Here is a 25,241-nt window from a genome sequence, read left to right on the forward strand (position 1 = left end):
TCTTGGTAATTTTCCATTCTCATTTTCAGCTATAAAAATCCTTTTAAACTCATCCGTGTACGTAATACTCTTTGAACTTATAGACTTGACATAAGGATTATTGGATAGTTTTTTCATTTCCATTTCATTAAAGAACTTTTTTGGCATTTGTTTATTCTCCGATTTCCCCATTTTGATTCATTATATATAAAAGTACCCCATAAGGCAGACTTTTTTAGTGTCTACTCTATAGGGTACAGTTTAAAACTGGCTGACCTTATAATACGAACGGGCAGAATAGTTAAATAAGGATTAAAAAGAGGTGAGTGGAAATGAGTTTAGCTAGTTATATTGGCTGCAATATAGAATTACCGATTACCGATGATGAATATTCAGATGAGTCTTTATATATTGGAGGATGTTTTGCGGGTGAGGAAAACTTACAAGATGTAAAGAAATATCAGTTTACTACTCCCTATGTTTACGAAGTATCAAGTCATTGGGGAATTGAGATTACGGAATATATGAATCAAAAAACGTGTGCAGAATCGAAAAATAAGCTACTGGAACTATGTGAAAGAATGGATGGTTATCTTAAACAGAGCGATTATTTTGAGCTGTATAGTTGTTGGGTAGGCGAAGAAGACGAAAAGCGAGAGGGTGAAATAACCTTACAAATTAATAATTTCGATATTGACCAGATTGAAATACCTGAAAAAACGTTAGTGAGAATTGAAAAGTAAAGTTTTCCTCTTAAAGTAACGGGGGCAAGAGTTTAATGGAGCAACGATGGTTATTTGAACCTCGTTGCTCTTATTGGTTTATTAGAAATACTTCTGATAAAATTCCTTCCTAAGTTGACCACTTAACTCAGCATATATTCGAGTTGTTTCACTTTTCTCATGCCCCATTAAGCTTTGTATCACTTCAATGGGGGCGCCATTATTTAACAAATGAGTTGCATAGCTGTGTCTCAGTTGATGGGGATAGATTTCTTTGTCAATACCTGCTCGTTTGGATATACGTTTAATGATATATCTCATTTGTGCTTTGCTCATTCGATGAGGATGCCTTTCTGTTACAAAGATCGCTTCATCATTATCGTTCCGACTTTCTATATATCGTTTAAGCCAAATATCGCATCGAATATTAAAATAAACTTCTCTTTCCTTGTCACCTTTACCCCTAACTATGGCAGAATGGTTAGACCAATTTATGTTATTCTTATCAAGTGTTACGATCTCCCCAATCCTACAACCTGTTGAAAACATGAACTCAAATAGACTTTTTTCCAAAGGTGTATAACAGACTTCACGAAGATGTTCAATCTCCCTTTCTGTTAAAAACTTTGGAATTCGTTTCCCTACCTTTGGCTCTTTAATCTTAGCTGCAGGGTTTATACTGATATATCCTTCCTCATATGACCAGCGAAGAAGCGATTTTATTGAACGAACACGGTGAGCTAATGATGATGGTTTTAATGTTTTGCTAGATTCAGATAAATATTCTTTTAGTTGTTCCGTTGTAAGTGAATTGATTTCTATATCTCCCAAATGACGAATAAGCAAGGTAACTTGAAGTTGATATGCTTTTAATGTTTGTGGCGAGAACCCTTGTATTCGCTTATCCGATTCATACGTTTCCCATGCTTGTGATAATAACAAAATACATCTCCCCCTTAAAATTTCTTTCAAAGGAATTATTGACTTGACTATAGAAATTGAAACGGAAGAGACTATTCAACTATCGGTGCAGTTTAGTTTAATAACAATAAACAAAAATTTACTTTCATACAACATAAAAGCAATTATGTTGTATGAAAGTAAAACTCCCTGACTTTTAAAAGTCAGGGAGTTTTTGCATTGTTAAAAAGCTTTCTTCGCTCTATTTCTTCCTCAAGCATATTGCTGAATTCTTTATCTAAGTTCAATTTTATTGCTTGGTTATATGCTTCGAGTAATTGATCGTCTGATAGATGTGAATTTCTCATGTGCCCTCCTACCCCTAAAACAGTTTACTGTTAAAAACGGTTAAAAAAAGCTTTTTAAATTACATTTTTTAAACGTTTTAACGGATCTCCTTCTGGGTATCGGGGAGCAAGGGGGCTGAATAACAGCGAGGGAGACAACACATATGGGAGAAGAAGAACTGATCTTTATAAATGAAATTCGTTATCTATATGAGGATTAACTCAGATGTGAAAATAAAAAAATTAAGAAAATGATACATGCCGATATAATCTCTTTATTAGAAGCAATAGAAGTCATGGAGCAGCAAGTATGAGTAATGAAAAACAAACTAAAACAAAGTTTGCGAATACAACATATTTAGTTGAAGAAGGAATAAAGCAAAGGACCATAACTGGTTCTTTTTTTCTTTTGCTGAAATACAAATATCATCGTTTGGAAAAAACCTAAACATAAAAAGCATAACAACTTAAATCATTTACATACATTGGGAACAAAGTAGATTACTTATTTCCTATTGACTACATATCATTCGCATTTAACAATAACCTTTATGCAGCAAGTAGTTAAACATCATCAGACTAGAAGGTGGGAATAAAGCTTGGGAAGAATGGAAAGAAGGAAACAACAAGAATTAACCAAGAGGATTTGGGGTGATTTTAAAAATAAAAAGATGAAAGTAAAGATTTTAGCAGCGGGTTTAATAGCAGTCTTATGCTGTTTTCTTATATTTAATATTTTAATTTGGACGAGCGATGTGAGCAAACTGGAAGATCCAGCACCACAGCCAACTATTATTTATGATCAAAATGGAGAGGTTGCTAGTAAGATAGCCATTTCTAATATTGAAGGAGTTAGTATAAAACAGATTCCAGAGGAACTGATCCACGCTGTGATTGCAACAGAAGACCAGCGGTTTTACAAGCATGAAGGAATTAATTTTATAGGAATCGTTCGGGCATTGACTTCAAACATAACACACGGTGAAATTGTGGCGGGTGGAAGTACCATAACACAGCAGCTAGCAAAAAATGCTTTTTTAACACACGAACGTACATATAAACGAAAAGTTAAAGAACTGATTTTAACCAAAAAAATTGAACAAACCTATTCTAAAGATGAAATTATGGAGCGGTACTTAAATCAGATTTATTTTGGGGAAGGAGCTTGGGGCGTTCAACGTGCTGCCCAAACGTACTTCGGCAAAGATGTAAGCGAATTAACGTTAGGTGAGTCAGCTATGCTCGCAGGATTGATTAAAGCACCTTCTGCCCTGTCTCCACTTAAAGATTGGGACAATTCCGTGGAGCGGAGAGATCTTGTATTAGCATTAATGAAAAAAGAAGGATATATCAGTCAAATTGATCTGGATAAGGCAAAGGAACAGGCCATAGTGTTAGAGGGCAAAAAGATTGATGATTATAAAGGCAAATACCCTTATTATGTAGATCATATTATTGAGGAAGCGATAAAAAAATATGACCTTACAGAAAATGAAGTTCTTTCGGGCGGACTTCATATTTATACGGAATTAAATCCTACAATGCAAAATGCAGTTGAACAGGTTTACAAGAATGATGAGATTTTTCCTGAAGGGCAGCCAGACCAGTTAATTCAAAGTGGAGCCATATTCATCAACCCTTCCACAGGTGGCATTAATGCACTTGTTGGAGGCAGAGGGGAACATACATTTAGAGGGTTTAACCGTGCAACTCAACTAAAACGACAACCCGGATCTACAATGAAACCGCTAGCTGTATATACTCCTGCTCTAGAACAAGGGTACGAAATATATGATAAATTACAAGATTCACCTATTAATATTGACGGTTATCAGCCACTGAACTATGACAAGCAATTTCGTGGAGAAGTTTCAATGTATGAAGCTTTGATTCATTCATATAATGTTCCGCCCGTATGGTTATTACAGAGAATGGGATTGAAGTACGGTACGAATGCAGTTGAGCGTTTCGGTATTAAGTTAAAGGAAGAGGATTATAACCCGGGATTAGCACTGGGAGGAATGAGCGAAGGGGTATCACCATTATTAATGGCTCAAGCATTTTCCGCATTCCCTAATCAAGGCGTAAGGGTAGAAGCACACTCTATTCAAAAAGTTGAAGATGCAGATGGTGAAATCATTGGAAAATGGAACAGTAATGCTGTAAAAGTCACGGATCCTGCTGTTGCTCAGAAGATCACCTTTATGCTTAAAGGTGTTGTTGAAGAAGGGACAGGGACGCTGGCTCAAGTGAAAGGCTGGGAAGTAGCCGGTAAAACAGGAACAACAGAGCTCCCTTTTGCTAATGAAGGAGGATCAAAAGATCATTGGTTTGTCGGGTATACTCCAGAAATTGTTGGGGCAGTTTGGATGGGCTATGATCAAACAGATGAAAGTCACTATTTATTAGAATCCAGCGGCTCTACTGTCACAAAAGTTTTCAAAGAAATTTTCTCGGAGTCTAGTTCTGAATTTACCCAAAAGGAATTTGATTTAGCTTCACTAGAAAAACAGCTGTCGAAAGAAGAGAAAAAGCAGGAAGAAGAGAAAGAGCAGGAAGAAGAGAAAAAGCAGGAAGAAGAGAAAAAGCAGGAAGAAGAGAAAAAGCAGGAAGAAGAGAAAAAACAAGAAGAAGAGAAAAAGCAGGAAGAAGAGAAAAAACAAGAAGAGAAAAAACAAGAAGAAGAGAAAAAACAAGAAGAGAAAAAACAAGAAGAGAAAAAACAAGAAGAAGAGAAAAAGCAGGAAGAAGAGAAAAAACAAGAAGAAGAGAAAAAGCAGGAAGAAGAGAAAAAACAAGAAGAAGAGAAAAAGCAGGAAGAAGAGAAAAAACAGGAAGAAGAGAAAAAGCAGGAATAGAAAATGTGTAGGTGCCTGTTGTTAAACGATGTTCCTGCTGATACAAAAGTATCTGGAAATAATAGGGATAAAAGGCGCGGTTATTCAACTAATGGGTGCTTTAAATTAACAACGGAGGTAGCTGAGGCATCTCCTTTTCTTATTGAACAAACGGAGCAGCTTACTTGAACAATTACGACTCTAAAAAATATACATATAATAACAACTGTAAATGGGGGTGTAATGGGCTTGCAAGGGAGAGTCAGTTTAAGTGTTGGTTGGATAACTTTGTTTCTAATGGGGACAGATTTATTTCTAGTATCTCCGTTACTACCGTTCATTTCGGAAGCGTATAGTGTTAGTTCAGCGATGACAGGATGGATGGTAACTGTTTTTGCTGTAACATATGCTATTGCAGCACCTTTCTTTGGTTGGGCTTCAGATAAAAACGGAAGAGGGATTTTTATTACATTTGGGTTGTTGTTATTTTCCTTCTCTAATATCTTAACTGCTTTTTCACCTTCTTTTACCTGGTTAATCATTAGTCGTATTTTAGCTGGTTTGTCGGTTGCTGCAGTCACTCCTTTGATTTATGCCATTATCGGGGATATTGCACCATCAAATCGGAGAGGCACTTGGCTTTCTATTGTTGTTTCAGGACATTTAACAGCTCTTTGGGCAGGAGCACCAATCGGTACGTTACTAGAGCATTTTCTTGGTTGGCGTTCAGTATTTGTTGTAATGGCTATTATAGGGACTTTATTGGTAATAGTAAATTTCAAAACGTGGAAATATGTTCCTGGAAGGAATGTAACAAGAAATTTATTAGAAGGAAATCTGTTGAGAATACTTGGTTCGGTAAGTGTTACCACTCTTTGGGCGATTTCAATGTATGCTCTTTATGTTTACTTAGGTGCGGCTCTTTATTCCGAAAATAGATTCACATCATCAGAAATCGCATTAGCTGTTACTTTTTATGGTATTGGTGCTGTTTTAGGAAGTCTTATAAGTGGACAATTCACAGACAGGTTTGGAGAAAAGAAGATTTCTAAAGCTACGCTAATTTTATTAACCCTTATACTCGTTTGTTTAGGAATATTCTTCTCATCTGGGGATTGGATTTATTTCTTTCTGTTCATATGGGCTTTGGTTGGGTATGCAGGATTTACATCATACCAAGCACGATTAACAGTCGAATATCCCAAGGAACGAGGAATTGTTATGGCGTGGAATAATACGGCTTTGTATATTGGTATTACCATTGGTTCAATCATTGGTGGTTATGTCATATCTAATTGGGGTTATCCTTTCCTGCCATATGTTTGTAGCATTGCAGCAATTATTAGTTTTGTCCTTAGTAACCAAAAGGTCCAAGAAACAAAAAAGAGAAAAATTATAATGTGAAGAATTGTACTTAAACTATAGGGTGCGTTAGTTAAAGAAAGAACAAATAAAGGAGTGTACTTGCTCCTTTATTTGTTCTTTTGATGGAATATCAATATTATCGCTTAACAGTTCCTAAAACATTAAAAGCAAAACAACTCAACCTGTTACTTAACATTTCGTCTATACGAGTAAGAAATGCTACTTTTAGTTTAAGCAGTAATTGACCGAAAATACTGAGTAAATAGATTAAACATTAGTTTTCTTTTCAGTGTCTAGTTTCTTCAAAATATCTTTCAAGAGAGTCAATTGTTCTTTTTGATTCTTAAGTATTTTTAGAAGAAACCAAACAATAATAGCGATAGGAACAATGATAGTAACGGTAGTAATGAGTAGCGATACAAGAAGCGGAAGGAACTGTTCTAGAAAATTCATAATAAAACCCCTTTTTGGATAATAATACCATAAAGGTTTCTGTAAGTATTTGGCCTAAGAAGTTTCTTTCATCCATCTCTCATCAACAGTACGTCCATACAGACAAGTAGTATTAGCCTTGAATTAGATTACAGTTGACCTAAACAGTTGGTTAGAACGCTATCAGTTTTTGTTTCTACTAAGCAGTAAAGCGAAAGTTTCTCTTCTTTTGCTAATGGTTTTCTACTATTGTTCCTTTTGGCAAATGATTGGTCAGCATTTTAATGATTGAATAGCGCCTATCATTTGTATAAAGATTAAATCCCCGTTCATCATGCCAAATTTTGATCACAGTAGAGGCATCCCTCATTTGAAAGCTGGGCAACATATAAGGCTTCTTATTCCGGAACAAGCCCTTTCTTACCGCTAATTGATAAGTCACATTGTCAGAGAAGGAAAGCGCAAAAAATTGATTAGAAGCAGCCATCCAAAAGGTTTCTTCTAAAACAAACGTCAGTGAAGGAGGATCTTTGATGACCATTTTGAAAACGGGGAAGCTTTTCTTTTTTAAACCTTCATATCTTAACGAATATGAAATATCCTTTTCTTGGAACAGATGCTCCATGTTTTCTACTGTATCCTCGTACGGTTCAAGTGTAAGAAAAACAGGAAATAGTCCCTGTGAGCAAATAAAGTTATTTAAAAACTGGAGGGTTTCTTCATCATAGTGATTATATTCTGCAGGTCCAATATATAGTTTTGAAACGTCTTGAATGTCATCGCACAGGATATATTCTTCTTCTGAATCAAACCTTCCTTCGTGATATATATCTTCATCACAAGAGATACCCTCCTTTATATAAAAAATTATGTTTATGAATCGATGATTTTAACGAGCAGCACTCTTGCCCTTTCGAAGCTTTGGAATTCTCGGTTTAAGTCGGCATACTGGCAAAGCGCGGATTGGATAAAGTGATACTGTGGATATTGAGAGAAAAAACTCTTCTCTACATTTTTACGTTGAGATTTAGGAATTCTTTTATTGGAAAGAACGTAAGTGTAGCTTCCAGCTACCAGCAGACAAAAATCATTAAAGTCTTCTATGAAGTTTTCTATTTCTGGATTTTGATTTTCAAATTCCTTCTCCATTTTCAAGATATCCTCATAAGGGAAACCAAAAGTCAGCGTAGACTTATACATTTCTTTAAGTTTTTGTATTTCTTCTCTTTTCATTTTATACACTCCAGATTGATGTTGAGGATAGTAAATGAAATGTTCTAAAATCAGCTTTCCTGAAAAAAATAAAGTGATGAATAACAGCATAACTCAAAATCATTATCACTAAAAAGTGAAAAAATTTTTAAAGACCAGGGGTATTTTCGGCTATGAAAGATATCACCAATAAGATTTCCAAAACAAAGACATATTTGGGTATAATGGTAATGTTCGGAGTCAATGTGTGGGTGATTGGTAATGAAAAAGCTGAAATCAGAGAGGTGCCTTCACACAGGGAGTGAAAATCGTCATGCATCAAAGTGAAGTGAATGAGGTGGAAAGAGAAAAATGTTGGTAGTAAGGCATAAAAAGAAGTTTTTATTTAGTACTATACTAGTATTTCTAGCGGCGGGTCTTTTACTGTCTTTTCATGGTTCCGAAGTAAAGACGAGCTTTCCTGTACCCAGAAGCGCTGAATTAACAAAGCAGGATATGAAAGAGAGATATGCCGAATACAGCTGGGGTCCTGCATCTGAGTCATATGGCCTTCCATTCTATTACACAATCATCATTAGACTTTGGGGATGGAACCAGGAAATGCGCTTTGGAGCAACAACCTACTATGAAAAGCAAGGGACGGTCATCAGTGCCACCTCCTTAAACAATAATCTATTTATTAGTATAGAAAAGGAATAATGTTTTTCTTACATAAAGAGTAATAAAGGATTTTAAGAGGTTACTATTTCGTTTTCTCACCCGTATGAGGGACACTGAATAAACGCAAGCATTCGTATACGGTTTAGTGTCCTTCTTTGGTTATCCAAAAAGGAGCGAGACGGAGGGAAACCTTAAAAGAGCAGGTAAACTTTGGCGGCCGCATTGATTTATAAGTGGGAATCAAATAGAGTGAATGGATAAGAAATCACGCACTTTCTGGAAAGATAAACAAATAAAATAAACTTTTGTTATTGACAAAACGTTTAACTGCTACTAAAATTAGAAACTATTCGAAAATAGTTATACCTATTTAAAAATTGAATAAATAGCAGGCTATGATTGCTATGGATCACACTATAGCAGGAGCAGCTTCTGGAGAGACCGCGGATGAATTCCACGGCGCCGAAGGGTTCACAATCTCAGGCAAAAGGACAGAAGAGTACTGAATATTTATTTGTCATGCGGATCATTGTCAGCGTGGCAAATATTATTTGTTATTCTTATGACCATGAGATTGGAGGACATCCAATCTCTTTTTTTTATAGGTTTTACTCTATTGCTCATTGTTTCACATTAAAGATTTTATTGTTTTTAAGGAGGCGTTACATGTGGCACAACAAGAATTAAAGAGAGATTTATCCAATCGGCATGTTCAGCTGATTGCCATTGGCGGAACGATTGGTACCGGATTATTTTTAGGGTCCGGTAAAGCGATACAAATGGCGGGTCCCTCTATCATCTTTGCTTATTTAATCGTCGGTATTGCGCTTTTTTTCGTGATGAGGGCGCTGGGGGAACTTCTGTTATCAAAAGGAGGATATCAATCCTTAACAGACATTGCTGAAGACTATCTTGGACCTTGGGCATCGTTTGTTACGGGATGGACCTATTGGTTTTGCTGGATTATGACGGCGATGGCTGATGTAATTGCTGTTGGTGTATATATACAATATTGGTTTGATATCCCGCAATGGATACCAGCGGTTATCTGCTTAATCATTTTATTAGGACTCAATCTATTAACGGTAAAGCTTTTTGGAGAGTTGGAATTTTGGTTTGCTTTAATAAAGGTTATTACGATTCTTGCATTAATTGGCATAGGGGTTATCTTGCTCGTGATGGGATTCCAGACGGATGCAGGAACCGTTACAGTTCAAAATCTGTGGGAACACGGAGGATGGTTTCCAAACGGAATGTCAGGTTTCTTGCTGTCATTCCAAATGGTTGTATTTGCTTATGTCGGTGTGGAATTAGTCGGTGTATCGGCAGCGGAAACATCTAATCCGCAAAAAAATATTCCATCGGCTATTAATAAAATTCCTTTAAGAATTCTCTTTTTCTATGTGGGCGCACTGATCGTCCTGTTATGTATTAACCCATGGACGGAGCTAAATGCAGCGGAAAGCCCGTTTGTTAAAACGTTTAGTTTAGTCGGGATTCCTGTTGCCGCGGGAATTATTAATTTTGTCGTGTTAACTTCAGCTGCTTCTGCTTGCAACAGCGGAATGTTTTCAACGAGCCGGATCCTTTATAATTTAAGCAATCAGGACCAGGGTCCAGCACATTTGGCCAAACTAAATAAAAATCATGTACCAAGTAACGCGTTATGGATCTCCACACTTGTTGTATCAGCGGGAGCTCTTTTAAGCAAACTGATCCCGGAACAAGCTTTTGGAATCGTAACAACCATAAGCGCTATTTGCTTTATTTGGGTTTGGAGTGTCATTCTCATTTGCCATTTACGGTATAAGAAAACACAACCGCTCTTACAGGCCAAATCAACATTTAAAGCACCATTCGCACCATTTGTGAATTACCTTGTTTTAGCATTGTTCGCGATGATCCTTATTATTATGCTGATTGCCGAAGAAACACGTCCGGCCTTACTGATGACTCCTTTATGGTTTATTCTATTATTTGTTTTGTATTGGAGTAGAAAGAAAAAGAAGGAAAGCACCAAAATATCCGCATAACATTAACCATGAATGGATGCCTGTCTCCCTTATGTGAATGCGTTCATGGAGCGGAGATCTGTGCCTTACCATATGTTGTGGAGCACTATACTGAGAAGCAGGAATAAATCAAAACGTATTTGTATGAAGTACAGGAGCAGTTCACTAATCATTCCTTCCTCAACAATAGGGCATTTTAATGAAGTAACGAAAAAGCTCCATTTCTTTATTTTGATACGGAAATGCAAAACACCTTTTAAGCAGCCAGCTGCCGGTACGCAACCGGCGGCTGGCTGTTTGTTTCATTTCGCTTCAAAATGGGGCGTTTAAGACTTGGACAAGGAATGAAGCCTATACAAACATTACATACATGGACAGGTTGCAGGATTCTTCGGTTTATGATCCAAAAGGAAAGAGGAAATAACGGTGAACCTCTCCAACTAATTGCTGCGCAATTTGATGGAGCATCTCTGCCAGAGACATGAAAAAACATACTCTGACTTCATTGATTTTCCTGCTTCATCGATATCTGCCCTGTTCTTCCGAACAGGGTCTTACATCATCTCCACAGGCGTTGTTTTATACTGTTCGGGCGGGACCTCGACCTACAGTTGTAAAGGAATTATATTGCCGGACTGAGTCCTATCTGTACCAGCCCAGCTTTTTCAATGTTTAAGGCAGCATTATGGTCGCGGTCCAGCACAAGACCGCAGTCCGGACAGGCATGCGTTCGGATAGAAAGGGATTTTTTTACCCTTTTTCCGCAGCCCGAGCAGTCCTGGGTGGTGAAATGCGGCTTCACTTTGACCAGCTGGCCGCCATTGCGCTCGCATTTGTACGCCAGAAACTGGCGGAACATTCCCCATCCAGCATCATGAATCGATTTGGACACTTTCCGGTTTTTCACCAGATTACGGATGTTCAAATCCTCTACACAAACGACACTGTAGGTGTTTGCCAGGCGGAACGCTGTTTTATGCAGGAAATCCTTCCGCTGGTTCGCTACCCTGGCATGAAGCTTCTGTAGCCTAGCCACTTGTTTTTGCCAGTGTGAGGAGCCTTTTTTCTTTCTTGAAAGTTTCTTCTGGGCACGCTTGAGCTTTTTCTCCTCCTTACGGAGAAAGCGTGGGTTTGGAATCTCTTCGCCGTTCGACAGAACGGCAAATTTCTTGATGCCGACATCAACGCCGGCTGTTTTAGAGGATTGATGGATAACCTGCGGCGGGTCTGCCTGTCTTTCGACACAGAAAATAGCAAACCAGTGCTCGTTTTGGCGCTTAATGATCACCTGTTTGACTTTGCCATCCAGTTTCCGGTGGAGGCGGATATCCACTAAGCCCAGTTTAGAAATGAGGAGCTTTCCTCCTTTTCCGAAGGAAACGGCCCGCCGGACAGTATGAACTTTTCCTTTTTTATCTTTTTGTTTACTCAGGCCAAACTGTGTAAATGTAATCGAGTGGTAGTCTTTATGTTTTTTTATCTTAGGGTAGCCGGCTTCTTTTTTGAAGAATTGATCAAACGCTTTTCCCAGCCTGTCCAGTGTTTCCTGAAGGGGCTGAGAAGGCACTTTTTTAAGGTATGGATGATGCTTCTTGGATAGTGTTAACAGGGTACTGAGATCAGATTTAGCCAGGTTTTTCTTATTCTTTTGGTAGGCTCTTTGTTTATCGAGAAGAGCGGAATTATACTGCTGGCGGCAGAGGTTGACCCATGAGTGAAGCGTGCTTTTTTGTTCTTCAGTCGGAAAAATTTCGAACCGGTAATTCAACATCATCTCGATTCACCTCCATTATTTAACAAATACAGTATACCAAAAAGGAAACATACGTTTCAACTACTAAGCAGCAAACACAAAAAAGCGGCCATTCATCTCCCACTAATTGCGGAGCAATTTGAAGGAGTCTTCTGGCCGTTAATGCGATAAAAAGCAGCTACTTTCCGTAGCTGCCATTTTTTTATGAAGGATTCAAGTCTTATATTTTGGGGAAGCCGGCACGGTTTCCGAAACGAAAGAGCAGTTTTAGTTCTGCTGCTCTTGCTTCTCTAAATACGTATGCATATTGTCAAGATAAGCGGGTGCATCCATTGTCTCCGCTGCGATCATTTCAATGATGCAAAGTTTATTTGCGTTTTGTGCCTCCTTGATGGCTTGATCAAGTTCGCCGTTCGTCCGGACTTCCATCGTGAAAGCCTCATGCCCAAAAACCTCTACCAGTTTTGTATACTTCCAATTTGGAATTTGATTGTACTGCTGATTTTCGGTTTTCACATTTAAATATTTCTCAATCGTATATCCTTTGTTGTTGAGAACAAAAATGATCGGAGTGCATCCATTCTCAAGCATCGAACTAATTTCCTGTACAGTCAGCTGTAAGGAGCCGTCACCGGTAAAAAGCAGAACCCGCTGGTTCTTTGCTGCTATACAGGCCCCAAATGCAGCAGGCGTCGCATATCCAATGCTTTGCCACCCGCCCTGGGCAATATAGGTCGCGCCTTTAGGCAGTTTCATTTGTGCCATGCCATACGCGAGCGTACCTGTTTCCACAACTACAATATCCTTTTCCTTCAGCATCTGCTGGATTCGAGGATAATAGAATGACGCGGCAATCGGTTCGTCTGGATCACCGCTGGCCAGATCATACGGAAAACTTGGCTTTGTAAATTCTTGCTTTTGGCGGTACCCAATGGTCGGCAGCACGCTCAGTATGTCCTCAGCCATGATATTTGAATAATGGGCTTCACCCACTTGAACGGATTCAGGCTGAATATCTATCGTTTTAAGAGGGTTTAGTTTTGCTGTATATTTTGACATATTAACATCCGATTGGATGTGTCCCACCATGATGAGGCAGTCAGCCCCCTCCACAATATCGCGCACTTCTTCACTCCCGAAGGCCCCGCCGTACATGCCAATATATTGTGGATGGCTTTCATCAAACCCGCTTTTTCCCTGCATCAATGAGGCGACCGGTATATTCATTTGTTCGGCCAGGTATTGGATGGAATCTTGCAAACCGTAACGCAGTGTTTTCATGTCAACGAGCATGACCGCACTTTGCGCCTGTTCCAGCATTAGTTCAACAGCAGAAACAGCCTCCTGTAATGAGTGTTTATTTGTTTTTGGCTGTTCCATCTTCTGGCTTTCATGCAGTGCAATCGGTTTCGTCACAAGGTCAATGGCCACAACTAAATACACAGGCTTTTTTTGTTGTTTAGCGATACGGATGGCGGCCGGAATTTCCATCTGCGCATTTTCCGGCGTCAGGATCGCGTGATATTTTCATATACTTTCCGAAACACGTCGTAGTCCCCATCCATTAAAGTGTGGTGCAGCAGTTTTTTCTCCTGCTGTTCAGTCGATTTGGGAGAACCCACGATATGTATGATCGGTACACTTTCACTATAGGCACCGGCGACGGCATTGCACGCGCTCAGCTCCCCAACACCAAAAGTAGTGATCAGTGCAGCCATCCCTTTTATCCGGGCGTAGCCGTCAGCCGCATATCCCGCATTCAGCTCGTTTCTTCCATTAATAAATTGAATCCCTTCATATTTCTCAAGCGTATCCAGCAAGGAGAAATTATAGTCTCCCGGCACCCCAAAAATCTCGTCAATTCCTTCTTCCTTTAAGCAGTCGAACAAATATTGGCCGAGTGTTCTATTTTCTTCATGTGTTCCACTCTGAAATGATGTATGTGTTGAATGAGGCAATACAAACACTCCCTATCGTTTAATCGTTCATTCTTCTATACCCCCCTCACTTTTGAGCTAATCCCTTAACTCAGCTAAAGAAAGCTGGATTGTTAACACTAAATCATGCAGTTTTTAAGGGCATTTTTCTAAACTACACAGGGGTTAGGCAGCCTAGTGTGCCATGAATGCGCAGTGATTTATAGGGTCGATTACTTACCGACTGCCAGCAATCCAATTACCAATAGCAGAGAGAAAGTGAGCCTGCGGCAAAGCTGCTCTTCTGAAGAAGTGAAATGATTAAAAATGAAGTGTTTCCAAGAGACAAGCCTTTCCGAATCGAAAGGCTTGTCTCTTTTTAGGTATGCAGGAATTTTTTTACCTAAAAGTAAAAGGTTCATCTGGGTCTATTGCTCAATAGAAAGCCCCATCACAGCAGCCGGCCCCTTTGTCACAATTTGAATCAAGTACTTTGCCATTTCTTCCGGTGAGTAGGGCTGCTCTGCTGAAATCCACCAAAATATCGTTCCGGTGACGGCCGAGATTAAAAATGGCAAAAAAATCTCTTTTGGAACGAGATGAACGGCATTTGATCCGAATAAAACATGGAACTGCTCCGTAAAAAGAGTGTTTGCTGTTTGAGCAAAACGCTCCTTAACATTGCCTTCACCTTCTTGAGCCAGCAGTGTTGTAAAAAAATCAGCATTTTGCCCAACAGCGGTAAAAACAGACTCTATTACAAATAAAAATTGCTTCTGGTACAAGGTTCCGTCATGTACATGCCTTGGCGGAGAAAAGTGGTCTCGAAGAGCCGCTAACCGCTCGTCAATCAATCGGTCAAGCAGCTCATACTTATCGGCATAATGAGAATAAAAAGTAGCTCGGTTGATCATGGCGGCATCGGCAATATCTTGAATTGTAATGTCTTGAAATTGCTTTTTCGCTAACAGCTCCAAAAATGCTTTTTCAATGGATTGAAGTGTACGGCGAACACGCAAATCCACTTTTTTCATTCTTCTCCCTCCTTTTAAACGACAATTTTGTCTTTTTTGTTCGATAAACAACAGATCGATTGTTTTGCAAATTGATTATTTAAAACAGAGTCTTAATAATAAAGATAGAATACATAGCGATTCTTATACAACAATTGTTGTATAAAAGGAGGGGATCACGATGATTGTGGTTCGAGGCTACTCTCAGTCATTTGGAAAAAAGGATGTTCTAAAAGAAGTGGATTTTTCCATTGAGAGGGGAGAAATGGTGGGGCTGATTGGACCAAGCGGCTCGGGGAAAACAACGTTAATTAAATCGCTGATTGGCATGCAGGTTCCGACGAAAGGAACGGTTCATGTATTCAATGAACAGCAGCCCACCCTTAAGGTATCGAAGCAGATTGGGTATATGGCACAATCGGATGCTTTGTATGACGATTTAACTCCTAAAGGAAACTTGAAGTATTTCGGTAAATTATATGGACTCCGGAAGAAAAAGCTGGCAGAGCGAATGGAATATGTTCTGCATTTTGTGGACTTGGCGAGAGATGCTGATCGGCCTATCCATTCTTTTTCAGGAGGGATGAAGCGCCGGCTGAGTCTGGCTATTGCACTCATTCATGAACCGCAGATTTTGCTGCTCGATGAGCCAACTGTGGGGATTGATCCGAAGTTGAAGCGAACGTTTTGGGAAGAGTTTGAAGCACTTCGCTCCAGGGGAGTGACGATTTTAGTCACGACCCACATTATGGATGAAGCAGAAAGATGTGACCGTCTGTTGCTTATCCAAGATGGACGGCTGATTGACGCAGGCACTCCGCAGGAACTGACCAATCGCTTCGGGTCGATTGAAAATGTATTTATTCAAAAGGAGGGGGTGTAATGCAGGCACTCGTGGTCGCAGAACGTGTCGTTGCCCAGGTATTCAAAGATAAACGGACGATGGCGATGATGTTTTTGGCTCCCTTGTTTGTTCTTTATTTATTGTTTACCATTTTAGGGTCAAGTTCAGACAATGTTACGATCGGCACATTTGGCCTGCCGGCGTCTTTCGAACAAATATTAAAAGAAGAAACGCCTGCCCGCTCGTATGCGTCACGCGAAGCAGCGGAAGAAGCGATGAAAGAGCTGGAAATCGATGCGCTTGTTTATCTAGAAAACGAAACACCTCATATTTTAATCGAAGGAGGCGACGTGTCCAAAAATGCGCAGGCGCTCCAGGTAATTCAATCTGCTTTAACCAAACAATCCGTTGAGCAGGGGCAGACGGTAAACAAGCAGCTGCTCGAACAAATCAAGCAGCTGCAGGTTCAGCTCGGCCAGGAAGCGAATGTGCCGGCTGAGTCCGCACCTACGGCTGTTGGAAAGCCGCAAATTGATTTTTTACACGGCGACGAAGATGCAGGGCTCTTTGATCAAACGGCCCCCGCTTTAATGGGGTTTTTTATCTTTTTGTTTGTGTTCATTATTTCAGGGGTAAGCTTTCTCCGTGAGCGCTCATCGGGCACACTGGAGAGAACATTCGCGACACCATTAAAGAGGTCGAGTATCGTATGGGGATATTTCATCGGCTTTTTCCTGTTTGTCGTCATTCAAACGCTGCTGATTCAGTTGTTTATGGTGAATGTATTGGATGTGACCCAGTCCGGAAGCTACAGTTTGCTGCTGCTTGTGAACTTACTGACTGCGAGCGTCGCTTTGTCGCTCGGCCTGCTGCTGTCAAGCTTTGCAAAATCCGAGTTTCAGCTTATTCAGTTTATTCCACTTGCAATCGTACCACAGATCTTCTTCAGCGGAATTTTTGATTTATCTGATGCACCCGTCTGGGTAGAGGTCATTAACCGCTTAATGCCGCTTACGTATGCGGCTCACGCCCTGCAAAACATTATGACACGAGGCGCAGGAATGGATACAACAGGAATCGATTTGATCGTCCTTGCTGGGTTCATTGTTGTCTTCGTTTTTCTGAATATGCGGGTGCTTCGAAAAGAGCGGCCTGTTTAATAGGTGTTAATAAAAGCAGGGAAGCCAGGGAAGGACGGGACTGCCTTGGCTTTTTTTATTGGTGATAAACGGTCAGTTCAAAGCATGGCTGTACTGCGGCAAAAATGTAACGGTGCAGAAGAAGGGAAGTATCGTGGTTTAAGAAAAATTCATATACAAAAAAATGGAGTATGTAAAAGTGAAATAAAAAGAGAATTGGATGTGTTTAATTTCTTTAAAAGGAGCAATGCTGAAAAAATTGTTGTGAAGGAAGAGGGGTAAAGTGAAGTTTTTTTGAGTATTCTTAAAATAAATTCTAGATGAAAATGATATTTATTATCAACAGAAGGGCTAAGAGATGGCAACCTATATTACGGTTGCCTTAAAGAGAATTACAGCTCTGGAACAAACGTTTTGCAATCAGTTTCTTCACTATTAGATGCTTCTTTCCCCTTATGGCTGACAACATAAATTGCTTCTGCTGCACATTTATTTCCCGATGCCCAATACTTGCAGTTATTTACCTCACATAGAACGTCTTTAGCCATGATTGTACACCTCCTCTTTAGTTATTTATATTTTAGCCAGATTTATTTTTTATTAAACATAGAACAGGTAATAAAGAAGGTGAAGGCCATTTATTCATAAAAAAATCTCCAGCTGGAGCATGGAACTGGCCTGTTTCTCAGACAGGATCAGTTCCATGAGTAGAAAAAAGATTTTCTTCCCGCATAGAGATGCATGTATGCATTATTTTACTATAAGAAAAAAGTGTTTGTTTTCTTATTTGCTTTTCATAATTTCAGAAAGGTCATCCAGCATTTTATTTGCTGCAATAACTCCGCCGGCTGTGTTCCAAATTGAATCATCTACTTTATGAGCGTTTCCGGTTTTTACTGCCTGAAGATTTTTGAAAAGAGGATCGTTGATCCATTCTTTTTCAAGTTCTGTCGCTTCGCCGCTTCCATCTTCAAATGTGAAGTAGAAAAGAACATCGCCATCCATGGCTGGAATGCGTTCTTTTGTTGCATTTTTCTCGGCAAAATCATCTTTGTCCTGTTCTGCCGGACGGGCAAACCCAAGCTGTTCTAAAATAACACCGGAGAAAGAATCTTTATGATAAATACGAACATCACCCGGCATGAAACGTACCATAGAAATTTCCTTCTTCACTTTGTCGCCCAGGTCTGCTTTTAAATCTGCAATCCGCTGGTCATATGCTGCAATGACTTCTTTGCCTTCTTCTTCTTTGTTCACTGATTTTGCATATAATTCAAAATTTTCTTTCCATTCTCCGCGTAGTGTTTCTGAAAATACAGTCGGTGCGATGGCACTTAACTGGTCATAAATTTTTTCCTGGCGCAATTTATTGCCAATAATCAAATCTGGCTGAAGCTTTGCGATCGCTTCTACATTCACAGGATCTTCCTGTCCCACTACTTCTACGCCTTCCATCTGGTCTTTAATATGGTCATACCATGGGTCGCCAGCGTAAGATTGAACAGCGCCAACCGGTTTAACGCCAAGCGCAAGCAGGGCTTCTGTTCCTTCATTTGTCAAGATCACGACTCGCTCAGGTGTTCCTTTAATCTCCGTTGTCCCCATTGCATGTTCAATCGTATAAGATTCTTCAGCCGGTGCTTCCTTTTCTCCTTCAGCGCCCGCTGTTTTTTCTTCTTTGTTTCCACAAGCTGCTAAGATGAGCAGCAATAGAACCGAAAGCAAAGATAAAATAGATTTGTTCCACTTCATACGTATGTATCCCCCTATAAAAAATCTTTGAAAATGATTTTCATTACCATTTACAACGTTTATAGTAATGGCATCCTATCCTTAAGTCAATAGCAAATGATAATGATTTTCAAAGTCATTGACGGTAAGGCTTGTTTTTCTTTACAATATCACTGGAATCGCTTTTAAAAGTTATGTATGGGCGGCAGGAAGGATACGAGGATGGAGAATGTAACAAAAAATCTATTACTTTTACTAGGTGGTATGTTAGCTGCAGCGCTATGTATGCTGTTAAGTATTGTATACGGCTATACAGATACCTCCTGGAGGGAAGCCTATCAGGCATTTGTACAGTTTAACGGTTCAACCGATCACTTAGTGATTCAAAACGTCCGGCTTCCAAGGGCGCTCATTGCTGGAGCGGCAGGGGCAAGTCTGGCTATGGCAGGAGCTATTATGCAGACTGTGACCAAAAACCCGCTGGCAGCGCCAGGTATTCTTGGAATTAACGCGGGGGCGAGCTTTTTTGTTGTCGCTGCTATAACAATATTTGGCTTAAACGGAACGCAGACTCTTTCCTGGGTTGCTTTTGCGGGGGCAGGGCTGGCCGCTGTTCTTGTTTTCTGCATAAGTGGAGCTGGCAGAGAAGGGATGACCCCTATGAAACTAACTTTGGCAGGTGCGGCTATTGCGGCCATGTTTTCTTCGTTCACGCAGGGGCTTCTTGTTTTAGAAGATTCAGCTCTTGAACAAGTGCTCTTTTGGCTTGCTGGCTCTGTGCAGGGGCGGAAGCTTGAGGTGCTGCAAGCCGTTTTTCCTTATTTAGCAGCTGGATGGGTACTCACTCTTTTACTGGCCAAAAAGTTGAATGTTCTGGCGATGGGTGATGATGTCGCGAGAGGACTTGGTCTTAACCTAGTGCTTGTGAAATTTTTATCTGTCATGGTCGTTGTACTGCTTGCGGGCGGAACAGTTGCAGTAGCCGGGCCCATTGGATTTGTAGGAATCATGGTTCCTCATATTGCAAGAAGCTGGATTGGAATCGATCATCGCTGGCTGCTGCCTTTTTCAGGCTTGCTTGGCGCTGTTTTTCTGCTTGCAGCAGATATCAGCGCCCGCTATATTATCATGCCGCAGGAAGTGCCGGTTGGTGTTATGACGGCTGTGATTGGAGTGCCATTCTTTATTTACATTGCAAGAAAGGGGTTTGGCGCTCAATGAAGCGATATCAAGTAACACGGCTGTCTCAAGGCCGTATATCTTTTTTGCTGGATCTAGTAGCCACAAAAAAAATTCTCTTATTATTTTTTGTACTTTTAGCCGTTTTTACAGTAAGTGCAGCTTTAGGTGATATCAGGCTCAGCTTTATGAGCGTACTTCAAACATTTGTAGGCGGCGGCACACAGCTGGATCAGTTAGTTGTGTTTTCTTTCCGAATGCCAAGAATGATTGTAGCCATGCTGGCAGGAATGTCGTTGGCCATGGCGGGAGCTATTTTGCAGGGACTGGTGCGAAATCCACTCGCATCTCCTGACATTATTGGTCTTACGGCAGGGGCAAGTGCAGCTGTTGTCAGCTTTTTGGCTCTTTTCAGCAATGAAAGCAATGCCTTAACGGTCAGTATACAGTGGCTGCCGCTGGCTGCTTTTCTAGGGGCTGCGCTGGCCGCTCTGCTCGTTTACGTATTGTCCTGGAAAAACGGTGTTTCACCTGTCCGCATGGTGCTCATTGGCATCGGGGTATCTGCTTTAATGCAGGCAGCTACGACGATGATGATGATCGTAGGGCCCATTCATCAGGCAAGCCAGGCTAACATCTGGATTACAGGGACGGTTCATGGAGTGAACTGGAAAGAAGTTTCCATTATGGCTCCTTATGCAGTATCTCTCATGATCATTACGTTTTTGGCGGCACGCCATCTTAATATACAGGAGCTTGGGGAGGAGCTGGCCGTAAATGCCGGAGTAAAGGTGGAGCGCCAGCGTTTTTGGCTGATTTTACTTGCGACTGGGCTTGTCGGCGGTGCAGTAGCGTTCGCGGGAGGAATTGGTTTTGTCGGTTTAATTGCTCCTCATATGGCAAGGAGGCTGGTCGGTTCATCGTTTGGTCCCTTGCTCGCTGCTTCGGCTTTATTAGGTGCTATTTTAGTTATACTGGCAGATTTAGTTGGCCGCACCCTTTTCTTGCCGTTAGAAGTTCCTGCTGGTGTATTTACGGCTGGAATTGGCGCCCCTTATTTTATTTATTTACTTTTACGGTCAAAACGGCTATAAGGAGTGAAAACAAATGGCTGAAACGAGCATTACAACAGAGCAATTAACATTGTCATATGGGAAGAATATTATTATCGACGAACTTGATTTAGCGATACCAAAAGGGAAAATTACGGTTTTAATAGGAGGCAATGGATGCGGCAAGTCAACGCTGCTTCGGTCGGCAGCAAGGCTGCTAAAGCCGATTTCCGGAACGATTCTGCTCGATGGAGAAGAGATTGCCAGTATGCCGACAAAGGAAGTAGCCAAAAAAATGGCTATCCTGCCACAGTCGCCATCTGCCCCGCAGGGACTGACCGTGCTGCAGCTAGTCAAGCAGGGGCGCTATCCGCACCAAACATGGCTGAAGCAGTGGTCTTCTGAAGATGAAACCGCCATTCAAAATGCTTTGGCGTCAACCGGCCTTCTTGACTTGCAAGACCGCCCTGTTGATGAGCTGTCCGGCGGACAAAGGCAGAGAGCCTGGATTGCCATGACCCTTGCTCAAAACACCGAGACGATTCTGCTTGATGAACCTACTACTTACTTAGATATGACCCATCAGATTGACATTTTGGATCTGCTGTTTGAATTAAATGAGCTTGAACAGCGGACGATTGTGATGGTGCTGCATGATTTAAACCTGGCTTGCCGCTATGCACATCACATTATCGCCGTTAAAGATAAAGGGGTTTATGCGCAGGGCGCCCCCGAAAACATTATGAACAGTGAACTTGTAAGACATGTTTTTCAAATGGAATGCCAAATCATAACGGACCCTCTTTTCGGTACACCGCTTTGTATTCCGTATGGAAAAGGCCGTTCTATTTTGGAAAGGTCACCTTCTTATGCAAAGTAACTGGACAGCGAAAGAAAAAGAGCTGTTGAAATCAAGAAGTCGTTTTTTATTTGAGAAACCAAAAAGCGGAAAAGGTGTACCGCTTTCTGTTTTTCTTGAACCAGCCGCTTTTTCCGCTTTTTTAAAAAAAGAAGCCGGCCGTATTGGATCAGATAACACAAAAGTCGCCGCTTCGATTTTCATTAAGCGTTATGCATTTTTACTAGTTGGGGTTCTTGCTTCCTGGTCGTTTTTCCGCAAGCCCTTTTTCTTTTCGCCCCAGGCCATTTGGCTGGTTGATGATGGCCATTTAGATGCTTGGAGGCCAAAGTTTTTCCTGGATGAAGCGGTCTGCAGGCAAAAACACGGGCGGATTGAAGAAGCGCTTTATCATATGAACGCGGTGATTGAATCTGCCAAAAAAGCAACCGGAATTTCTCCCGCTATTCTACGAGAAAACTTGGCAGTATATATATTTTGGCTCTATGAAACGGTAGCGGAAGAAAAAGAATTGTCTGCTGTATCGAAAAGAGCAAAAAAAGACTTTATGTGGCTGCTGGCACCAGAGCAGGCCTCTCTTTTTGGAGGAGACGAGGCAAATCCGCTTGCTGCTTATTTTAAAGAAAAAGAAGCCATTGAAGGGCAGAAGAAGCCATTACGCATTCGGTCTACCTGCTGTTTAAACGTTAAGCTTAAAACAGGAGGAAAAAGATGCTCGGTTTGTCCAGTTCAACATAAAGCAGATTGCTAAGAAGGCAGAAAGAGAGCTTGTTAAGCAGGGCTTTATCGTTAGCATCTCAAGTCGACAAAAAGGTTTCAATAAAAGAAATGTTTTTAAAGCGAATACATAATTGAGGAAGGGCGTTTGCTCGACTGTATAGCTGCTAAAGAGCTGCCGCACATGGGTTTAATGAAGAACTAAAAATAGCTTTTATGAGTGCATCGTACAGCCTCTCAGCAGTAATAATTGAGAAGACATATCCATATGCTTTGACTAAAGAAAGTAATGAACGGCTTCCGCCTGTCGAAGACAAAATAGGTAGGGGTGTGTCTATGGCTGCTATTACCGGCAATGGTTATATTGAACGGATTGATCGGCTGCACACATGTGTCTGGATCGATGGAGTCCCGGTAACAGGCAAAATCTCGGAGCATCCGGCATTCAAAGGAGTCATGAAAAGTCAGGCCGCACTGTATGACTTGCAGCATAAGAACTCTCTTAAAGGGACCATGACATATCCGTCACCGTTAAGCGGGGCTCCGGTAGGGATGTCGTACTTACAGCCGAAAACAAAGGAAGAGTTAATGAAAAGGCGGGCGATGATCCAGCAGTGGGCATTGTCAAACAACGGCATGATGGGCAGAAGCCCGGATTATATGAATACGATGCTGATGGGATTTGCTTCTTCGGCCAATTGGCTGAAAGGGAAAGAACATTGCTTCCCGGAGCATTTGCTGAAGTTTTATGAATATGCGCGCGAAAATGACGTTTCGATGACTCACACATTTATCGATCCGCAGGTAAACCGGGGCAAGTTTTACTTTGAAAACACCGATGAACCGATAGCGGCCAAAATTGTAGGCACAAACAGTGAAGGCATTATTATAAAAGGAGCGCGTCTCCTGGCCACACAAGGCGGGATCACCGATGAAATCGTTGTTTACTCAGCAGGCGGCATTCAGGAAAAAGCCAAAAGCTTTGCTTTTTCGATCCCCAGCAACAGTGATGGTCTTACGTTTATTTGCAGAGGCTCGTTTGTAGAAGGAGACTCTGCTTTCAACTATCCGCTTAGCTCAAGGTTTGAAGAAATGGATACGATTGTAGTGTTTGATCATGTAGTGGTTCCGTGGGAACGTGTTTTTTACTATCACAATATAGAAGTGTCTAACAGCTTTATGCCATCCAGCTCCGTTTTGCCTTTTACACTTCATCAAGTAGCTTCCCGGCAGATTGTAAAAACAGAATTTGTATTGGGGATTGTTCAATCCATTATTGAAACAATCCATATTGGAGAATATCAGCACGTTCAGGACAAAGCGTCTGAAATCATTACTGCTTTAGAAACGATGAAGGCTTTAGTGATGAAGTCAGAAGCCGAGGCACAGATCGATGAGTGGGGCTTTATGCGGCCGGATCAAACAACTCTTCAAATTGCCGTCCATTTTTTCCCGCGCATTTATCCACGGTTTGCAGAAATCATTCAGCTGCTAGGCGCAAGCGGATTAATGACTCTCCCAACTGAAAAGGCCTTTCAGTCTAATATCCGAAAAGACCTGGACCACTACCTGCAGGCTAAAGCTGCGAATGCGGAGGACCGCGTGAAAATATTTCGCCTGGCCTGGGATTTAACGATGAGCTCGTTTGGTACACGCGAAACGCTGTATGAACGGTTTTTCTTTGGCGATCCCGTTAAACTTTCCAGCCACTTATATTTTTCTTACGACAAAAAGCCGTATGTGGACCGGGTAAAGAACTTTCTGCAAAAAGAGTAGGCTGAATCGATAGCAGAGGTAAACGGCAGACCTGCACTACCTCATAAACACTTTTTAAAAAGCTTGGAAACCTGGTAGAGAACAGCATGATCTCTGCAGGATTTCCGGCTTTTTTGCTGTGAACAAATGTTTCAACGAGGAAAAGAAAGCAGTGGTTCTTTATGGGGATCAAAATGCCGATAAAGAATGCGCCATCTTAAAATGCCTGAAGCAGCATCGCCAGCTTTTATATATCAACTTTGGGGGTAAGGTAAGAAAAAGGAGAGGATCTTATGAGCGAAGCAAATCATCAAACGGAAAAGCAAATGATTTCATATATTCGTGCTCATCATAAAAGCGGCATTTGTTCCAAACGGGAGTTGTCAAAGCAAATCGGTTCGATAAGCGAAATCAACCAAGCAATTGATACATCGAGTCAACTGGTCGAATGGGGGAAAGATCAGGTTATCTTGGCCGAAAAGCTTATTATTAGAATCAGTGACCGGAAAATCATTACTAAATACTTTCATCATGCTTTTGAAAAAGGAGGGTTTTCTCCTCACCAGCTGCTCCAAGAAATGAAAACAGACAGAAGACTGGCTGCTATATTAAGAGAAAAAAGAATTAATGAACCAGCCCAGCTCGCTTCCTTGATAAAGATGCTTCTTCCAAATGTAAAGGGAGACAGTCAATTTCTTCAATTAGCGGATAGTCCGATTGATAGTTTGAACAAAGCTGAAACGTTTATCGGACAGATTCCTAAACCATAATGTAGATAAGAAATTTTATGGCATTTTAGTGATGAATTTTTAAAAGG

The 25,241-nt window shown here is 40.9% G+C and carries 23 protein-coding genes, 1 pseudogene and 1 riboswitch; of the genes and pseudogenes, 15 read left to right on the forward strand and 9 right to left on the reverse strand.

Annotated features, from left to right (window positions below):
- The first annotated feature begins 311 nt into the window (after window positions 1–311).
- A complete protein-coding gene (locus M3221_RS16895; protein WP_251272901.1) occupies window positions 312–722 on the forward strand; it encodes a hypothetical protein in 411 nt (136 codons plus the stop codon).
- 81 nt (window positions 723–803) lie between these two features.
- Here M3221_RS16895 and M3221_RS16900 read toward each other — a convergent pair whose 3' ends face one another.
- Window positions 804–1,643 carry a tyrosine-type recombinase/integrase gene (locus tag M3221_RS16900; RefSeq protein ID WP_251272902.1) on the reverse strand — a complete coding sequence of 280 codons (840 nt, stop codon included), beginning with the start codon at window positions 1,641–1,643 and terminating at the stop codon, window positions 804–806.
- A gap of 182 nt (window positions 1,644–1,825) precedes the next feature.
- Window positions 1,826–1,969 carry a sporulation histidine kinase inhibitor Sda gene (sda, locus tag M3221_RS16905; RefSeq protein WP_251272903.1) on the reverse strand — a complete coding sequence of 48 codons (144 nt, stop codon included), beginning with the start codon at window positions 1,967–1,969 and terminating at the stop codon, window positions 1,826–1,828.
- Window positions 1,970–2,258: 289 nt separating this feature from the next.
- On the opposite strand from sda, the gene M3221_RS16910 reads away from it, so the two are divergent.
- The 3 genes from M3221_RS16910 to M3221_RS16920 all read left to right on the forward strand — a co-directional run bounded on the left by M3221_RS16910 (window position 2,259) and on the right by M3221_RS16920 (window position 6,189).
- The gene (locus M3221_RS16910; protein WP_251272904.1) at window positions 2,259–2,396 is read left to right on the forward strand and encodes a hypothetical protein; all 138 of its coding nucleotides are present in this window, start codon (window positions 2,259–2,261) and stop codon (window positions 2,394–2,396) included.
- Between the two features lie 160 nt (window positions 2,397–2,556).
- Window positions 2,557–4,806, forward strand: coding sequence for a transglycosylase domain-containing protein (locus M3221_RS16915; protein WP_251272975.1), 2,250 nt, complete (start codon window positions 2,557–2,559; stop codon window positions 4,804–4,806).
- Window positions 4,807–5,028: 222 nt separating this feature from the next.
- Window positions 5,029–6,189: an MFS transporter gene (locus M3221_RS16920; RefSeq protein ID WP_251272905.1), complete on the forward strand. Its 1,161-nt coding sequence runs from the start codon at window positions 5,029–5,031 to the stop codon at window positions 6,187–6,189.
- Window positions 6,190–6,814: 625 nt separating this feature from the next.
- Here M3221_RS16920 and M3221_RS16925 read toward each other — a convergent pair.
- Together M3221_RS16925 and M3221_RS16930 are read right to left on the reverse strand one after the other, a co-directional pair.
- Complete coding sequence (locus tag M3221_RS16925; RefSeq protein ID WP_251272906.1) at window positions 6,815–7,207, reverse strand: hypothetical protein; 393 nt, start codon at window positions 7,205–7,207, stop codon at window positions 6,815–6,817.
- Window positions 7,208–7,455: 248 nt separating this feature from the next.
- Window positions 7,456–7,815: a YxiJ family protein gene (locus M3221_RS16930; protein WP_251272907.1), complete on the reverse strand. Its 360-nt coding sequence runs from the start codon at window positions 7,813–7,815 to the stop codon at window positions 7,456–7,458.
- A gap of 330 nt (window positions 7,816–8,145) precedes the next feature.
- On the opposite strand from M3221_RS16930, the gene M3221_RS16935 reads away from it, so the two are divergent.
- Complete coding sequence (locus M3221_RS16935) at window positions 8,146–8,493, forward strand: hypothetical protein (RefSeq protein WP_251272908.1); 348 nt, start codon at window positions 8,146–8,148, stop codon at window positions 8,491–8,493.
- A gap of 383 nt (window positions 8,494–8,876) precedes the next feature.
- Window positions 8,877–8,959, forward strand: a riboswitch (glycine riboswitch).
- 163 nt (window positions 8,960–9,122) lie between these two features.
- The gene (locus tag M3221_RS16940; protein ID WP_251272909.1) at window positions 9,123–10,487 is read left to right on the forward strand and encodes an amino acid permease; all 1,365 of its coding nucleotides are present in this window, start codon (window positions 9,123–9,125) and stop codon (window positions 10,485–10,487) included.
- Window positions 10,488–11,088: 601 nt separating this feature from the next.
- Here the strand turns inward: M3221_RS16940 and M3221_RS16945 are convergent.
- The 3 genes and pseudogenes from M3221_RS16945 to M3221_RS16955 all read right to left on the reverse strand — a co-directional run bounded on the left by M3221_RS16945 (window position 11,089) and on the right by M3221_RS16955 (window position 15,169).
- The gene (locus M3221_RS16945; protein WP_251272910.1) at window positions 11,089–12,240 is read right to left on the reverse strand and encodes an RNA-guided endonuclease InsQ/TnpB family protein; all 1,152 of its coding nucleotides are present in this window, start codon (window positions 12,238–12,240) and stop codon (window positions 11,089–11,091) included.
- Window positions 12,241–12,486: 246 nt separating this feature from the next.
- Window positions 12,487–14,177 (reverse strand): annotated as a pseudogene (locus tag M3221_RS16950) (alpha-keto acid decarboxylase family protein).
- Window positions 14,178–14,563: 386 nt separating this feature from the next.
- On the reverse strand, window positions 14,564–15,169 hold the full coding sequence (locus M3221_RS16955) for a TetR/AcrR family transcriptional regulator C-terminal domain-containing protein (protein WP_251272911.1): 606 nt from the start codon (window positions 15,167–15,169) through the stop codon (window positions 14,564–14,566).
- Window positions 15,170–15,329: 160 nt separating this feature from the next.
- Between M3221_RS16955 and M3221_RS16960 the strand changes: the two genes are divergently transcribed.
- The 3 genes from M3221_RS16960 to M3221_RS16970 are packed head-to-tail and all read left to right on the forward strand — an operon-like array spanning window position 15,330 to window position 17,413.
- Window positions 15,330–16,031: an ABC transporter ATP-binding protein gene (locus M3221_RS16960; protein WP_251272912.1), complete on the forward strand. Its 702-nt coding sequence runs from the start codon at window positions 15,330–15,332 to the stop codon at window positions 16,029–16,031.
- Window positions 16,031–17,152 carry an ABC transporter permease gene (locus M3221_RS16965; RefSeq protein ID WP_251272913.1) on the forward strand — a complete coding sequence of 374 codons (1,122 nt, stop codon included), beginning with the start codon at window positions 16,031–16,033 and terminating at the stop codon, window positions 17,150–17,152. The genes M3221_RS16960 and M3221_RS16965 overlap by 1 nt, the downstream gene beginning before the upstream one ends.
- A gap of 45 nt (window positions 17,153–17,197) precedes the next feature.
- The gene (locus M3221_RS16970; protein ID WP_251272914.1) at window positions 17,198–17,413 is read left to right on the forward strand and encodes a hypothetical protein; all 216 of its coding nucleotides are present in this window, start codon (window positions 17,198–17,200) and stop codon (window positions 17,411–17,413) included.
- Window positions 17,414–17,523: 110 nt separating this feature from the next.
- On the opposite strand, the gene M3221_RS16975 is transcribed toward M3221_RS16970, so the two are convergent.
- Complete coding sequence (locus M3221_RS16975; RefSeq protein ID WP_251272915.1) at window positions 17,524–17,679, reverse strand: DUF1540 domain-containing protein; 156 nt, start codon at window positions 17,677–17,679, stop codon at window positions 17,524–17,526.
- 235 nt (window positions 17,680–17,914) lie between these two features.
- Window positions 17,915–18,883, reverse strand: coding sequence for an ABC transporter substrate-binding protein (locus M3221_RS16980; protein WP_251272916.1), 969 nt, complete (start codon window positions 18,881–18,883; stop codon window positions 17,915–17,917).
- A gap of 201 nt (window positions 18,884–19,084) precedes the next feature.
- Between M3221_RS16980 and M3221_RS16985 the strand changes: the two genes are divergently transcribed.
- From M3221_RS16985 to M3221_RS17010, 6 genes are all read left to right on the forward strand, one after another.
- Window positions 19,085–20,083, forward strand: a complete 999-nt coding sequence (locus tag M3221_RS16985; RefSeq protein WP_251272917.1) for a FecCD family ABC transporter permease — start codon at window positions 19,085–19,087, stop codon at window positions 20,081–20,083.
- Window positions 20,080–21,135: a FecCD family ABC transporter permease gene (locus tag M3221_RS16990; protein ID WP_251272918.1), complete on the forward strand. Its 1,056-nt coding sequence runs from the start codon at window positions 20,080–20,082 to the stop codon at window positions 21,133–21,135. Before M3221_RS16985 ends, M3221_RS16990 begins: the two co-directional genes overlap by 4 nt.
- Before the next feature lie 13 nt (window positions 21,136–21,148).
- Window positions 21,149–21,973 (forward strand): ABC transporter ATP-binding protein, encoded by an 825-nt coding sequence (locus M3221_RS16995; protein ID WP_251272919.1) that lies wholly within the window; start codon window positions 21,149–21,151, stop codon window positions 21,971–21,973.
- Window positions 21,963–22,703 carry a hypothetical protein gene (locus M3221_RS17000; RefSeq protein ID WP_251272920.1) on the forward strand — a complete coding sequence of 247 codons (741 nt, stop codon included), beginning with the start codon at window positions 21,963–21,965 and terminating at the stop codon, window positions 22,701–22,703. Before M3221_RS16995 ends, M3221_RS17000 begins: the two co-directional genes overlap by 11 nt.
- Window positions 22,704–23,005: 302 nt before the next feature.
- Window positions 23,006–24,445 (forward strand): 4-hydroxyphenylacetate 3-monooxygenase, oxygenase component, encoded by a 1,440-nt coding sequence (hpaB, locus tag M3221_RS17005; RefSeq protein WP_251272921.1) that lies wholly within the window; start codon window positions 23,006–23,008, stop codon window positions 24,443–24,445.
- Between the two features lie 272 nt (window positions 24,446–24,717).
- A complete protein-coding gene (locus tag M3221_RS17010) occupies window positions 24,718–25,194 on the forward strand; it encodes a hypothetical protein (protein ID WP_251272922.1) in 477 nt (158 codons plus the stop codon).
- The last annotated feature ends 47 nt before the right edge of the window (window positions 25,195–25,241 follow it).

The organism is Domibacillus indicus (assembly GCF_023715895.1).
GTDB lineage: Bacteria > Bacillota > Bacilli > Bacillales > Domibacillaceae > Domibacillus > Domibacillus indicus_A.

Coding starts and splice junctions, on each gene's coding strand:
- M3221_RS16955 (WP_251272911.1), bottom strand. CDS start 15,169: ATGAAAAAAGTGGATTTGCGTGTTCGCCGTACACTTCAATCCATTGAA.
- M3221_RS16980 (WP_251272916.1), bottom strand. CDS start 18,883: ATGAAGTGGAACAAATCTATTTTATCTTTGCTTTCGGTTCTATTGCTG.
- M3221_RS16925 (WP_251272906.1), bottom strand. CDS start 7,207: ATGGAGCATCTGTTCCAAGAAAAGGATATTTCATATTCGTTAAGATAT.
- M3221_RS16945 (WP_251272910.1), bottom strand. CDS start 12,240: ATGATGTTGAATTACCGGTTCGAAATTTTTCCGACTGAAGAACAAAAA.
- sda (WP_251272903.1), bottom strand. CDS start 1,969: ATGAGAAATTCACATCTATCAGACGATCAATTACTCGAAGCATATAAC.
- M3221_RS16975 (WP_251272915.1), bottom strand. CDS start 17,679: ATGGCTAAAGACGTTCTATGTGAGGTAAATAACTGCAAGTATTGGGCA.
- M3221_RS16895 (WP_251272901.1), top strand. CDS start 312: ATGAGTTTAGCTAGTTATATTGGCTGCAATATAGAATTACCGATTACC.
- M3221_RS16910 (WP_251272904.1), top strand. CDS start 2,259: ATGAGTAATGAAAAACAAACTAAAACAAAGTTTGCGAATACAACATAT.
- M3221_RS16920 (WP_251272905.1), top strand. CDS start 5,029: ATGGGCTTGCAAGGGAGAGTCAGTTTAAGTGTTGGTTGGATAACTTTG.
- M3221_RS16960 (WP_251272912.1), top strand. CDS start 15,330: ATGATTGTGGTTCGAGGCTACTCTCAGTCATTTGGAAAAAAGGATGTT.
- M3221_RS16915 (WP_251272975.1), top strand. CDS start 2,557: ATGGAAAGAAGGAAACAACAAGAATTAACCAAGAGGATTTGGGGTGAT.
- M3221_RS16965 (WP_251272913.1), top strand. CDS start 16,031: ATGCAGGCACTCGTGGTCGCAGAACGTGTCGTTGCCCAGGTATTCAAA.
- M3221_RS16990 (WP_251272918.1), top strand. CDS start 20,080: ATGAAGCGATATCAAGTAACACGGCTGTCTCAAGGCCGTATATCTTTT.
- M3221_RS16935 (WP_251272908.1), top strand. CDS start 8,146: ATGTTGGTAGTAAGGCATAAAAAGAAGTTTTTATTTAGTACTATACTA.
- M3221_RS17000 (WP_251272920.1), top strand. CDS start 21,963: ATGCAAAGTAACTGGACAGCGAAAGAAAAAGAGCTGTTGAAATCAAGA.
- hpaB (WP_251272921.1), top strand. CDS start 23,006: ATGGCTGCTATTACCGGCAATGGTTATATTGAACGGATTGATCGGCTG.
- M3221_RS16995 (WP_251272919.1), top strand. CDS start 21,149: ATGGCTGAAACGAGCATTACAACAGAGCAATTAACATTGTCATATGGG.
- M3221_RS16985 (WP_251272917.1), top strand. CDS start 19,085: ATGGAGAATGTAACAAAAAATCTATTACTTTTACTAGGTGGTATGTTA.
- M3221_RS16930 (WP_251272907.1), bottom strand. CDS start 7,815: ATGAAAAGAGAAGAAATACAAAAACTTAAAGAAATGTATAAGTCTACG.
- M3221_RS17010 (WP_251272922.1), top strand. CDS start 24,718: ATGAGCGAAGCAAATCATCAAACGGAAAAGCAAATGATTTCATATATT.